At 65.6% G+C, this 12131-nt stretch carries 10 protein-coding genes; 5 read left to right on the forward strand and 5 right to left on the reverse strand.

From position 1 onward, the window contains the following. Nucleotides 1-161: 161 nt before the first annotated feature. The 5 genes from ahpF to CYJ07_RS07325 all read right to left on the reverse strand — a co-directional run bounded on the left by ahpF (nt 162) and on the right by CYJ07_RS07325 (nt 5665). Nucleotides 162-1718: an alkyl hydroperoxide reductase subunit F gene (gene ahpF / locus CYJ07_RS07305; protein WP_104203027.1), complete on the reverse strand. Its 1557-nt coding sequence runs from the start codon at nt 1716-1718 to the stop codon at nt 162-164. A gap of 175 nt (nt 1719-1893) precedes the next feature. Next, complete coding sequence (gene ahpC, locus CYJ07_RS07310; protein WP_104203028.1) at nt 1894-2457, reverse strand: alkyl hydroperoxide reductase subunit C; 564 nt, start codon at nt 2455-2457, stop codon at nt 1894-1896. 153 nt (nt 2458-2610) lie between these two features. Next, nucleotides 2611-3015 (reverse strand): ribonucleotide reductase subunit alpha, encoded by a 405-nt coding sequence (locus tag CYJ07_RS07315; protein ID WP_104203029.1) that lies wholly within the window; start codon nt 3013-3015, stop codon nt 2611-2613. 110 nt (nt 3016-3125) lie between these two features. After that, nucleotides 3126-4292: a ChaN family lipoprotein gene (locus CYJ07_RS07320; protein WP_104203030.1), complete on the reverse strand. Its 1167-nt coding sequence runs from the start codon at nt 4290-4292 to the stop codon at nt 3126-3128. Nucleotides 4293-4348: 56 nt separating this feature from the next. Then, nucleotides 4349-5665 carry an MFS transporter gene (locus CYJ07_RS07325; RefSeq protein WP_104203031.1) on the reverse strand — a complete coding sequence of 439 codons (1317 nt, stop codon included), beginning with the start codon at nt 5663-5665 and terminating at the stop codon, nt 4349-4351. Nucleotides 5666-5858: 193 nt separating this feature from the next. On the opposite strand from CYJ07_RS07325, the gene CYJ07_RS07330 reads away from it, so the two are divergent. From CYJ07_RS07330 to fdhE, 5 genes are all read left to right on the forward strand, one after another. Then, nucleotides 5859-6284 (forward strand): hypothetical protein, encoded by a 426-nt coding sequence (locus CYJ07_RS07330; RefSeq protein ID WP_231489562.1) that lies wholly within the window; start codon nt 5859-5861, stop codon nt 6282-6284. 277 nt (nt 6285-6561) lie between these two features. Then, nucleotides 6562-9555, forward strand: coding sequence for a formate dehydrogenase-N subunit alpha (fdnG, locus tag CYJ07_RS07340; protein WP_479688551.1), 2994 nt, complete (start codon nt 6562-6564; stop codon nt 9553-9555). 19 nt (nt 9556-9574) lie between these two features. Beyond that, nucleotides 9575-10504 (forward strand): formate dehydrogenase subunit beta, encoded by a 930-nt coding sequence (fdxH, locus tag CYJ07_RS07345; RefSeq protein WP_104203035.1) that lies wholly within the window; start codon nt 9575-9577, stop codon nt 10502-10504. Then, nucleotides 10501-11196, forward strand: a complete 696-nt coding sequence (locus CYJ07_RS07350) for a formate dehydrogenase subunit gamma (protein WP_104203036.1) — start codon at nt 10501-10503, stop codon at nt 11194-11196. Before fdxH ends, CYJ07_RS07350 begins: the two co-directional genes overlap by 4 nt. Further along, nucleotides 11193-12122: a formate dehydrogenase accessory protein FdhE gene (gene fdhE / locus CYJ07_RS07355; protein WP_197038284.1), complete on the forward strand. Its 930-nt coding sequence runs from the start codon at nt 11193-11195 to the stop codon at nt 12120-12122. Before CYJ07_RS07350 ends, fdhE begins: the two co-directional genes overlap by 4 nt. Nucleotides 12123-12131 lie beyond the last annotated feature (9 nt).

Consider the following 12131-nt stretch of genomic DNA (forward strand, 5'->3'; position numbering starts at 1 on the left):
CCGCGCGTTTCACCTCTTCTCGCTTGCGCAGCCATTCCCGGCCCAATGGCAGGGGAAGATACGACTGCGCCCCCGCAGGCAAAACCTGCGGGGGCGCGAGGGAGGGAGAGCGGGGCGCCGGGCGCCCTCAATGACACAATGCTATCAGCGACACAACGGCCTCAGTGGCGAATCAGGTAGTCGAAAGAGCCCAGCGCAGCCTTCGAGCCTTCACCCATGGCGATGACGATCTGCTTGTAGGGCACGGTCGTAACGTCGCCGGCGGCGAAGATGCCGGGCACCGAGGTCATGCCGCGCTCGTCGACCACGATCTCGCCGCGCGCCGACAGCTCGATCGACGAATCGGTCAGCCACTCGGTGTTGGGTACCAGCCCGATCTGCACGAACACGCCGGCCAGCTCGACCCGCTTGATCTCGCCGCTGGCCCGCTCCTCGTAGGTGAGGCCGGTGACCCGAGTGCCGTCGCCGTTGACCTCGGTGGTGCGTGCGCCCTTGATCACGTCGACGTTGGGCAGGCTGGCGAGCTTTTTCTGCAGCACCGCGTCGGCGCGCAGCTCATCCATGAACTCGATCAGGGTGACATGCTCCACCACCCCGGCCAGGTCGATGGCCGCCTCGACGCCGGAATTGCCACCGCCGATCACCGCCACGCGCTTGCCCTTGAACAGCGGGCCGTCGCAGTGCGGGCAGTAGGCCACGCCCTTGTTGCGGTACTCGTTCTCGCCGGGCACGTTCATCTCGCGCCAGCGGGCGCCGGTGGCCAGCACCAGAGTCTTGCTCTTGAGCCGCGCGCCGGACTCGAACACCACCTCGTGCTCGCCGCCCTGATCGGCGGCCGGCACCAGCTCCACCGCGCGCTGCAGGTTCATGATGTCGACTTCATAGTGCTTGACGTGCTCCTCGAGCGCGGCCGCGAGCTTGGGCCCTTCGGTCTCCTTGACTGAGATGAAGTTCTCGATCGCCATAGTGTCGAGCACTTGGCCGCCGAAACGCTCCGCCGCCACACCGGTGCGAATCCCCTTGCGCGCGGCGTAGATAGCCGCCGCGGCCCCGGCCGGACCACCGCCCACCACCAGCACGTCGAACGGATCCTTCTCGTTGAGCCTGGCCGCCTCGCGCTTGGCCGCGCCGGTGTCCACCTTGGCCAGGATCTGCTCCAGGCTCATGCGGCCCTGGTCGAAGGGTTCGCCATTTAGATAGATGCTCGGCACCGACATCACCTGGCGCTCTTCCACCTCGTCCTGGAACAGGGCGCCGTCGATGGCGACGTGACGCACGTTCGGGTTGAGGATCGCCATCAAGTTCAGCGCCTGCACCACGTCGGGGCAGTTCTGGCAGGAAAGCGAGAAATAAGTCTCGAAGTGCAGTTCGCCCTCGAGCTGCTTGATCTGCTCGATCTTGTCGTCGCTGACCTTGGGCGGATGGCCGCCAACCTGTAGCAGGGCCAGCACCAGCGAAGTGAACTCGTGGCCCATGGGGATGCCGGCGAACGTCAGGCCGGTGTCCTCGCCGGGGCGGTTCAGTGCGAAGGAGGGCTTGCGCGCATCCTCGCCGTCGAGGCGCAGGGTGATCTTGTCGCTGAGATGGCTGATGTCCTGCAGCAACCCATGCAGCTCCCTGGACTTCTCGCCGTCATCGAGGGATGCGACGATCTCGAACGGTTGTGTGACCTTCTGCAGGTACGTCTTCAGCTGGTTCTTCAGATTGTCGTCCAACATGACAGCGGTTCCCTCATGTCTGGCTCAAGAACGGCGGCAAGACGCTATCTAGACGCGGACCGGAAGCCAGCGCAGACAAGAGCTTGCACGTTTCGGAAAGAGCGCCCGGGCAACGCGTGCCCGGGCGTGTCATACGCGCGAGGTCAGGGGATAGCCTCGCGGGTCGGAAGATCGCTTAGATCTTGCCGACCAGGTCCAGTGACGGGGCGAGAGTTTCTTCGCCTTCCTTCCACTTGGCCGGGCAGACTTCGTTCGGGTTGTTGCGAACGTACTGGGCGGCCTTGACCTTGCGCAGCAGCTCCTCGGCGTTACGGCCGATGTTGCCGGCGTTGATCTCGACGATCTGAATCTTGCCGTCGGGGTCGACGACGAAGGTGCCGCGCTCGGCCAGGCCTGAATCCTCGATCAGCACTTCGAAGTTGCGCGAGATCTGCAGGGTCGGGTCGGCCAGCATCGGGAACTGCAGCTTGCCGATGGTCTCGGAGCTGTCGTGCCACGCCTTATGGGTGAAATGGGTGTCGGTGGAGACGCTGTAGATCTCGACGCCCAGCTTCTGGAATTCGGCGTAGTTGTCGGCCAGATCGCCCAGCTCGGTCGGGCAGACGAAGGTGAAGTCGGCCGGATAGAAGAAGAAGATGCTCCACTTACCCTTCAGGTCGGCGTCGGTGACGTCGACGAACTCACCGTTGTGGTAGGCGGTGGCTTTGAACGGCTTCACTTCGGTGTTGATCAGGGACATTCAGCAATGCTCCTTGGCTTGGGTATGGGATGATCCGAATACGGCGCCCATCTTAACCATGCTAGCCAATAGTCGAAAATTGAAACCGACCATGGTTTCGATAAGCCTTTTCTATGGGACGTCCGCTTCAGGCCATATGGTGGCGCACGCCGTTCATTGCAAGGCCATCACCTCGCCCTCGCGGTCGAACGCCAGATAGCGTTGCACGCTGCCCATCTGCAAGGCCTCGACCATGCGCTGCAGCTGGCGCTCGGCCTCCTCCGGCGAAGGCGGTTGATGCCCTTGGCCGGACAGTGCGCCGACGAAGACGAGATCCCAGTCGGTGCCGGTGCGCCTCGATTCCTCGACCAGCGCCGCCATGTCGCTGAGCTCTTCGGGGGTTTTGTCGACGCATAGCACCGGGGTCAGCACGCCGCCCTCGCCCTGCTCGAAGCGCTGGCGCTGTTCCATGCTGGGGTCATCCGGCAGCTCGGCGCGGGTGAAGACGAACAACAGTCGCTGCGGCTCGGGCTGTCGCCGTGCCTCGTCGAGCAGATCGGCAAAACGGGAAATGGCCAAGGCGAACCTCCTGCATCGCAGCCCCGCGGGCGGGGCGGGTGAAAACCTCGCCGGACTCGCCGACGCTGCGCCCAACATACCGTATTCGGCGGCGGCTTACCTGATCTGGGTCAGTGCCTCGCATCGTCGTCGCGCGCGGGAAAGCGTACCAGCACTTCCTGCACCTCGCCTTGGCGACGAATCTCGAGCGGCAACAGGGTGCCGGACGGCTGGCGGCGTACTTGCGCGATCAGGCCGCCGGGCTGCGCGATCGTTTCACCGGCCGCGCGCAGGATGACGTCGCCCGCCTCGAGGCCAGCGCGCTCCGCCAGCGACCCCTCAATCACGCTCTGCACTGTCACTCCCGCCTCGGCCGGCGCCAGGAGAATGCCCAGCTGCGGCGGAGAGGATGCCGGCTCGCCGCGCTCGGCAATGCCGAACACCGCCTGCGCCACGTCCGTCGGCGGCGGCTCGCAGTCCGCGCCTGCCGCCGGCCAGGGCAGCAGGACGGCACGCGACGCCACGCCCAGGTCGTCAAGCTGATGGGGCACGCCATGGCCGAACTGCAGGTGGCCCTGGCCGACCAGGCCGACCACCAGCGCGCCTGCTTCGCCGGCCTCTGCCAAGCCCGCGGCCATTGCCCGGTCCCATACCAGCTGCGCCGCGACGAAACGTTCGAAGCCCTCTTCCTCGTCGCCGCCGGGATGTTGGGCGTAGATCTCAGCCAGCCGCTCGCGGTAGGCCGCCGCCGGCTCGGCCGGTGACGAAATGCCGAAGCGTTCGTTCTCGGGCACCGCCGCCCAGCCCTTCTCGGCCAGGCGGCTGCGCAGCTCGGGCGTCACGTTGATGGCCACCAGCGGCACCTGCTGCAGGCGGGCGAAATGCAGAATCGGTAGATAGAGTTCGGGATCGAAGCCCCAGGCGTCATACCAGTCGCTCTCTTCGAGAAAGGCCGCCTCGTCGAGCTCGCCCGCGACCCAGGCGTCCAGCGCCGGCTGCGCCTCGCGCGGCAACATCTCCAGGGCGATCACCATGTCGGAGCGTCGCGCATGCAGCCCGGCCAGGGTATGCAGCTGCCAGCGATGGTGGTCGACCCTCTCGTGCTGCTCGCCAAGCAGCACCACGTCACGTGCGGCCAGCTCGCCCAGCAGTTCGGAAGAATCGAGCGGCTCGTCGCCGGGCCGCAGCCACTCGCCAGGCACCGGGCAGGCATCCGAATGCGCCGCGGCAGGCGGCGCCGCGAGAGCCAACAGCAGAACGAGCCTCCGTACATGGCACAGGGCGTTGACATATCGCATCGGTATCTCCAGCGAGGAAAAAACCATAATGCCGCATTCGCTTCCCGGGGGAAGCCTCAGGCGGCTTCCTGCGTCATGTCACCCTCGCCCGAAACGGCGGCCTCATCCTCGAAGTGAAACTCCAGTTGGGTCGGCTCCAGGCGCGGGTCGAGCTCGGCGAAGTGCGGCGTCTCCAGCGTGGGCACCGCGACGAAGGGTTCCTGCTCGACCTCCTCGACGGGAACGCCGGGGCGCCGACGCAAACGCAGCGCCACGAACGCCGCCAAGGTCAACGAAGCGCCACCGAGGAACATCCACAGACCGTCGGGGCCCACCAGGCGCATGACCAGCGAGGCGGCGAAGGGGCCGATGATCGAGCCGATGCCGTACCAGATCATCAGCTTGGCGTTGGCGGCCACGACCTCGCCGGGATCGAGCCAGTCGTTGGTATGCGCCAGGCTCAGGGCGTAGAGGGTATGCAGCATGGCGGTATGGAAACAGGCCGCCACGACCAGCATCCAGAAGTCGATGCGCACCATCATCGACACGAAGGCGCCGGATATCGTCATCATCACGGCCATGCCGAGGATCACCTTGCGCCGGTCGATGTAATCCGAGAGTCGTCCGAGCCCCCACTGGGCGAACAGCGCCACCATGGTGGTGATCGCCATGAAGCGCGCCGTCTCGCCGGTGGTCAGGCCGATTTCCTGGCCGTAGAACGGCGTCATGGCGAAGAAGGCTTGTACCATCATACCGGCGGTGAAGGCGCCGACCAGGCCTACCGGGGCACGCTTGAACAGCGCCTTCAGGCGGATCTTCTGGGGCTGGAAGTCGTGGGCCTGGCGCGGGCCGTGGATGCGCACGATCGACAGCGGCACCAGCGACAGGGCGAACAGCATGCCGACCAGGGAGAACAGTGCCGGTCCCGCCGGGTCGCCGAAGTTGAGCAACCACTGCCCGCCGGCCAGCGACAGGGTCGAGATGATCATGTAGAGCGCCAGCACCCGGCCGCGATTCTCATTGGTCGACTCCCCCGAGACCCACGACTCCATCACCATCAGCATGCCCGCGGTGGCGACCCCGCCGATCAGCCGCCAGGCCAGCCAAGCCCAGGGGTTGACCCACAGGCCATGAAGCATGGCGGTAACTGCCAGCAGGCCGGCGCAGGCGGAGAACACACGAATATGGCCGACGCTGCGGATGCGCTTCTCCAGCGCGTAGCTGCCCAGCACGAAGCCGAGCGAGAAACTCGACATCAGCAGGCCCGCCATGTGCGAGGGAAACCCCTCCATGGACATGCGCACCCCAAGCAGGGTCATGATCAGGCCGTGGCCAAGCAGGAAACTGATTTCGCAGACGAACAGGATCGGTAGGGTCGCCGGTAAACTGCGCAAGGTGTCACTCCGTTGACGTGGCGAATGCCTCCCGGGCGAATGCCTGCCCGGGGCTCGAACGAATTGCTGGCCTGAGTGTAGGAAGCCCCCTCCCTCCCTCGCCAGTCCGAGGGAGGCGCATTGCCCTCTTCGCTGCGAGCGGTCTACGCTGAAATGACTACGCGCATTTCGAACAGGCTTCTGGAGGTGTTCCATGGCAAGGATGCGCAACCCCGCATGTCACCGCCTGGGCTGGCTCGCCGCCCTGCTGGCCGCCGCCTGGCTGAGTACCGCCGTGGCGGAGGAGCGTACGGCCTCGCCCGGCGAGGGCTCGGTGGGCCAGTACCCCGCCGGGACCATCGAACCACCTGACGTCGACACCGGCCAGTACGGGACCAGCAGCGGGATCACCCACTCCGACATGGACCAGGCGGAAGAGGGTTCCGGCAGCGGCCAGACCCAAGGCGATGACATGTTCCAGACCCCCGCGGCGGGCTCCGACGACGGCCCCGCCTACGAGGTCCAGACCCCCGAGCATGAGGCGGAGCCCGAGGAGCAGACGCTGCCCGACGACCCGCTGGGTGCCGAGGACGAAGGTCGGCGGGAGAGCGGTGAGCCGCAGAGCAGCAACGAGCAATAGAGCAGCAACAAACAATAGACGACTTCGCTACGCACCGTAACAAGTCGTCCGACAGCAGCCGACTGGAACCGCTACGCTTGGCGTATGATCCAAATGTCATACGGACGCAAAGCCTGCCACGTGCGGGGAACGACAAAGCGGTTACAAGACCGACAGCGATACAACTAGCGAAGAGGGTACAGGAACCAGGCAGGAGGCCCCCATGACCCTTCGGGTGACACGTAGACAATTCTTCAAACTAGGTGCGGCGGGGATGGCCACGTCCAGCATGGCCATGATGGGCTTCGCCCCGGAGCCCGCCGTTGCCTCGATCCGCCATTTCAAGCTGACCGGCGCCAAGATCACCCGCAGCAACTGCACCTACTGTTCGGTGGGCTGCGGCGTGCTGCTCTACAGCCGGGGCGATGCGGCAATCAACAACGTCGACGACATCTACCATGTCGAAGGCGACCCGGATCACCCGGTGAGCCGCGGCTCGTTGTGTCCCAAGGGCGCCGGGCTGCTCGACTATATCCAGAGTGACTCCCGGCTGCGCTACCCCCAGGTGCGCGAGGCCGGCAGCGACGAATGGAAGCGGATCGACTGGGACGAAGCCCTCGAGCGCATCGCGCGCCACATGAAGGATGACCGAGACGCCAACTTCGTCGCCGATGACGAAGACGGCAATACCGTCAATCACTGGATCTCGACGGGGATGCTGGCGGCCTCGGCCTCGACCAACGAGACCGCCTACCTGACGCACAAGGTGGTACGCAGCCTCGGCATGTTGGCCTTCGACAACCAGGCGCGCGTCTGACACGGACCGACGGTGGCAGGTCTTGCCCCAACATTCGGTCGCGGTGCCATGACCAATCACTGGGTCGATATTCGCAACGCCGATCTCATCATTGCTATGGGCGGCAACCCCGCCGAAGCGCACCCTGTGGGCTTCCGCTGGGTCATGGAGGCCAAGGAGAAGAACGATGCCCGACTCGTCGTGGTGGACCCCCGCTTCAACCGCACGGCGGCGGTGGCGGACTATTACGCCGAGATACGCACCGGTACCGACATCGCGTTCCTCGGTGGGTTGATCAGCTACCTGATCGAAAACGGCCGGTTCCAGCAGGATTACGTTCGCGCCTATACCGATGCCAGCCTGATCGTCAGCCCCGAGTTCGGCTTCGATGACGGCCTGTTCACTGGCTACGACGCTGACAGTGGCGAGTACGACAAGTCGAGCTGGCAGTACGAGTACGACGACGAGGGTCATGCTCGGCGCGACGAGACACTGCAACACCCGCGCTGCGTCTTCCAGATGATGCGCCAGCATTACAGCCGCTACACCCTCGAGTTGGTCTCCTCGGTGTGCGGCACGCCGCGCGAAAAGATCCAGCGCGTCTGGGACATGATTGCCGAGACGGCCGCTCCCGACAAGACTATGACCTTCCTCTACGCGCTGGGCTGGACGCAGCACTCGATTGGCTCGCAGATCATCCGCACGGCGGCCATCGTCCAGCTGCTGCTGGGCAACATGGGCATGCGCGGTGGCGGGGTCAACGCCCTGCGCGGCCACTCCAACATTCAGGGCCTGACCGATCTCGGCCTGCTCTCCAACCTGTTGCCGGGCTACCTGACGCTGCCTCGCTCCGGTGAGCAGGATTACGAGGAGTACATCCTGGAACGGGCGCGGCCGCCCCTGGTGGAGGACGAAGTCTCCTACTGGCGCCATTACGAACGCTTCCACGTCAGCCTGATGAAAGCATGGTTCGGCGACGCCGCCAGTGAGGAGAACGACTGGTGCTACGACTGGCTGCCGAAGCTGGGCGTGGATCTCTACGACATCCTGCACACCTTCGAACGCATGCATCAGGGCGAAGTAAACGGCTACATCTGTCAAGGCTTCAACCCGCTGGCGGCGTTCCCGCACAAGGCCAAGACCACCGAGTCGCTGTCGCGGCTGAAATACCTGGTGGTGATCGACCCCCTGCGCACCGAGACGGCGGAATTCTGGAAGAACCACGGCGAGTTCCACGACGTGGACCCGGCCACGATCGATACCGAGGTGTTCCGCCTGCCCACTACCGCCTTCGCCGAGGAGGACGGCACTATCGTCAACAGCTCCCGGTGGCTGCAGTGGTTCTGGGCCGCGGCGCTCCCTCCGGGCGAGGCACGCTCCGACACGGCCATTATGGCGGGCATCTTCCTGCGTCTGCAGCGGCTCTATCGGGAGGAGGGTGGCCCCTTCCCCGAGCCGATCCTCAACCTGCACTGGCCCTATCGCTACCCCGAAGAGCCGAGTCCCGAGGAGCTAGCGCGAGAATACAACGGCTGGGCGCTGGAAGACGTCTTCGACGAGGAGCGCAATCTAGTGGTCCGCGCCGGCGAGCAGGTCGAGGATTTCGGCATGCTGCGTGCCGACGGCTCCACCGCCTGCGGCTGTTGGCTGTTCGCCGGCTGCTGGACCGAGGGCGGCAACCAGATGGTGCGCCGCGATAACTCCGATCCTTACGGCACCGGCCAGACGCTGGGCTGGGCCTGGTCGTGGCCCGCCAACCGCCGCATCCTCTACAACCGCGCCAGCGCCCGCCCCGACGGTACGCCTTGGGCGGCGCGCAAGGCCGTGGTGTGGTGGAACGGCCAGCGCTGGGTCGGCAACGACGTGCCCGACTTCCCGCCCACCTCCGCCCCAGGCGACGGCCAGGCGCCATTCATCATGAACCAGACCGGGCGCGGTCAGATCTTTGCTCGCGATCGCATGAACGAAGGGCCATTCCCCGAGCATTACGAGCCTTTCGAGACGCCGATCGCCAATAACCCACTGCACCCGGACAATCCCTTGGCCAAGCACAACCCGGGGGCTCGGGTATTCAAACAGGACCGCGAGAACTTCGGTACCTTCGAGGAGTTCCCGCATGCCGCGACCAGCTATCGCCTGACCGAGCATTTCCACTACTGGACGATGCATAACCGGCTCAACGCCATCGCCCAACCGGAGAAATTCGTCGAGATCGGCGAGAGCCTGGCCGAGGAGTTGGGCATCGCCAAGGGCGACCGCGTGCGGGTCAGCTCCAAGCGCGGCTTCATCGAGGCTGTTGCGGTGGTGACCAAGCGCATCCGCCCGCTGCAGGTCGCCGGCCAGACCGTGCATCAGGTCGGCATCCCGCTGCACTGGGGATTTCTCGGCGAGACGAAGAAGTCCTACCTGACCAACACCCTGACGCCATCCGTCGGCGACGGTAATACGCAAACGCCAGAATTCAAGTCATTCCTGGTGCGGGTCGACAAGCTGTGACGCAAGGAGGCGAAACGACATGAGAGGCGACCAGATCAATCTGCAGAACGTCATCGCCCGGTCGGCGACTCAGGTGCCCTCGCCCCAGGAGCGGAGCGGTGGCGTGGATCGCGTGACCAAGCTGATCGACGTATCGCGCTGCATCGGCTGCAAGGCGTGCCAGGTGGCCTGCGCCGAGTGGAACGACCTGCGCGACGAGGTCGGCGAGTGCGTCGGTGAATACGACAACCCGCTCGATCTCACACCCGACACCTGGCAGGTGATGCGCTTCGACGAATACGAGGACGAGCAGGGCAACCTCGAATGGCTGATCCGCAAGGACAACTGCATGCACTGCGCCGAACCGGGCTGCCTCGAGGCGTGCCCGGCGCCCGGCGCCATCGTGCAGTACGCCAACGGCATCGTCGACTTCAATTCGGAGCACTGCATCGGCTGCGGCTATTGCGTATCGGGCTGCCCCTTCGACGTGCCGCGCATCTCGAAGAAGGACCACAAGGCCTACAAGTGCACGCTCTGCTCCGACCGGGTATTCCATGGCCTGGAGCCGGCCTGCGTGAAGTCATGCCCCACCGGCTCGATCATGTTCGGCACCCGCGAGGACATGTTCGACCTGGCCGAGACCCGCACGAATTTCCTCAAGAGCCGTGGCTTCGACAACGCCGGGGTCTACAACCCCGAAGGGGTCGACGGCACCCATGTGATCTACGTGCTGCAGCACGCCGACAGGCCGGGGCTCTACAGCCACCTGCCCGAGGACCCGCGCATCAGCCCACTGGTCGACGCCTGGAAGGGCGTGACCAAGCCGCTGGCCTCCATGGCGATCGGCCTGGCCGCCCTGACCGGCTTTTTCCATTACGTCACCGCCGGGCCCAAGGAATACGGCGAGGAGGACGAAGCGGCAGTGCGCGAGGACGAGGCCCGCGAACGTGAACGGGAGGAACGCCCATGAGCCTGGCCAAATCGGATCCAGCGCTGCGGCGCTATAGCCTATGGAACCGCCTCAACCACTGGCTCGTCGCGATCAGCTTCGTGCTGCTGGTGCTAAGCGGGTTGCCGTTCTTCCATCCCTACTTCTGGCCGCTGACAGCGCTGTTCGGCGGGCCGACCATGACCCGCATCCTGCACCCCTACATCGGCCTGTTCATGTCACTGATGTTCCTCTTCATGGCGATCGCCTTCTTCAAGGAGAGCCTGATCCGTCGGCGCGACGTCCAGTGGCTCAAGCAGATCCGCGACGTGCTGGCCAATCGCGACGAAAAGCTGCCGCCGGTGGGCAAGAACAACGCCGGCCAGAAGCTGGTGTACTGGATCATGCTTGGCTGCATCGTCCTGCTGCTGATCACCGGCCTGCTGATCTGGCAGCCCTACTTCGCCGACGCCATCCCCATCACCCTGCGCCGGCTGGCGTCCCTGGGGCATGCCTTCCTCGCCTTTCTCGCCATCATCACCCTGATCATCCATATCTACTCGGGTATCTGGGTCAAGGGCTCGTTCCAGGCCATGGTGCGCGGCCGGGTCAGTTGGGCCTGGGCGCGTCATCACCATGGACTGTGGTACGAGGAGGAGCGCGAGAAGGCGCGCAAGCATCGCGCGATCAGCCGCCGCCACGACACGCCCACGAACCGACAGGAGTCGCCGTGACACACGCCTTCGGCAATGCCCCCACGGGGGTGATGCATCCCCCTGAGGTTCGCCTGCCCGACGACGACCATTTCGCCCGGCGCGCCCGGCGCCTGCGAGCTCTCGCCGAGCGCGTCGCGCCGCTCGGAGACTTCCTGCGCTTCATGGCGGAGCTGGCCCAGGCCCAGCAGGCGGCCATCGAGCGTAGCGCCCCGACCTGGCAACCCGAGCCCCAGGCCTTCGCGCTGGCGCTGGAACATGGCATGCCGCCACTCAACGTGCAGGCATTGCGCGGCGATATCGACGCTGGAGCTGAGCTCGATGCTCTGCTGAATGCGCTCGAGCTGCACATCGGCGAAGCCCAGCGTCCGCTGCTCGACACCCTGCGCAAGCTGTCGGCGGAAGAGATCGATCGGCTGGCGGACGACGTGCTCGCGGGCGAAGCCGGCGACGAACGGACTCGCGGCCTGATGCCACTGGTGGCCGCCGCGCTGCAGGTGGCCTGGCTGCGCCTGGCACGTTCGCTGCCCCAGGCACCGGCGCGTCCGGTCGGCGAGGTACGCACCCTGTGCCCCAGCTGTGGCTCGCCGCCCCTGGCCAGCGTGATCGAATCCGATCCGCAGTATAACGGTGTGCGCTACCTGCAGTGCGGCCTGTGCGCCACCCAGTGGTATCTGGAACGCTCCATCTGCAGCGTGTGCGAACAGAGCGGCAAGCTCGACTACCTGAGCCTGGCGGAAGAGAGCGACGCGACCGTCCCCCTGCCGGCCCAGGCCGAGGCCTGCGGCGACTGCGGCAGCTACCTCAAGATCTTCCCGCGCGCGCTCGACGCCGACGCCGAACCGCTGGCCGACGACCTCGCCAGCCTCGCGCTCGATCTGCTCCTTGACGAGGAGGGCCGCTACCGGCGCAGCGGAACCAACCCGCTGCTGATCGTCGACGCCTAGCCAGCCGGA

The organism is Billgrantia saliphila (genome assembly GCF_002930105.1).
GTDB lineage: Bacteria > Pseudomonadota > Gammaproteobacteria > Pseudomonadales > Halomonadaceae > Halomonas > Halomonas saliphila.

What these genes read in the sequence shown, in the direction of transcription:
- CYJ07_RS07320 (WP_104203030.1), bottom strand. Translation starts at nt 4,292, where the DNA reads ATGCGATATGTCAACGCCCTGTGCCATGTACGGAGGCTCGTTCTGCTG.
- ahpC (WP_104203028.1), bottom strand. Translation starts at nt 2,457, where the DNA reads ATGTCCCTGATCAACACCGAAGTGAAGCCGTTCAAAGCCACCGCCTAC.
- fdxH (WP_104203035.1), top strand. Translation starts at nt 9,575, where the DNA reads ATGAGAGGCGACCAGATCAATCTGCAGAACGTCATCGCCCGGTCGGCG.
- CYJ07_RS07330 (WP_231489562.1), top strand. Translation starts at nt 5,859, where the DNA reads ATGGCAAGGATGCGCAACCCCGCATGTCACCGCCTGGGCTGGCTCGCC.
- CYJ07_RS07350 (WP_104203036.1), top strand. Translation starts at nt 10,501, where the DNA reads ATGAGCCTGGCCAAATCGGATCCAGCGCTGCGGCGCTATAGCCTATGG.
- ahpF (WP_104203027.1), bottom strand. Translation starts at nt 1,718, where the DNA reads ATGTTGGACGACAATCTGAAGAACCAGCTGAAGACGTACCTGCAGAAG.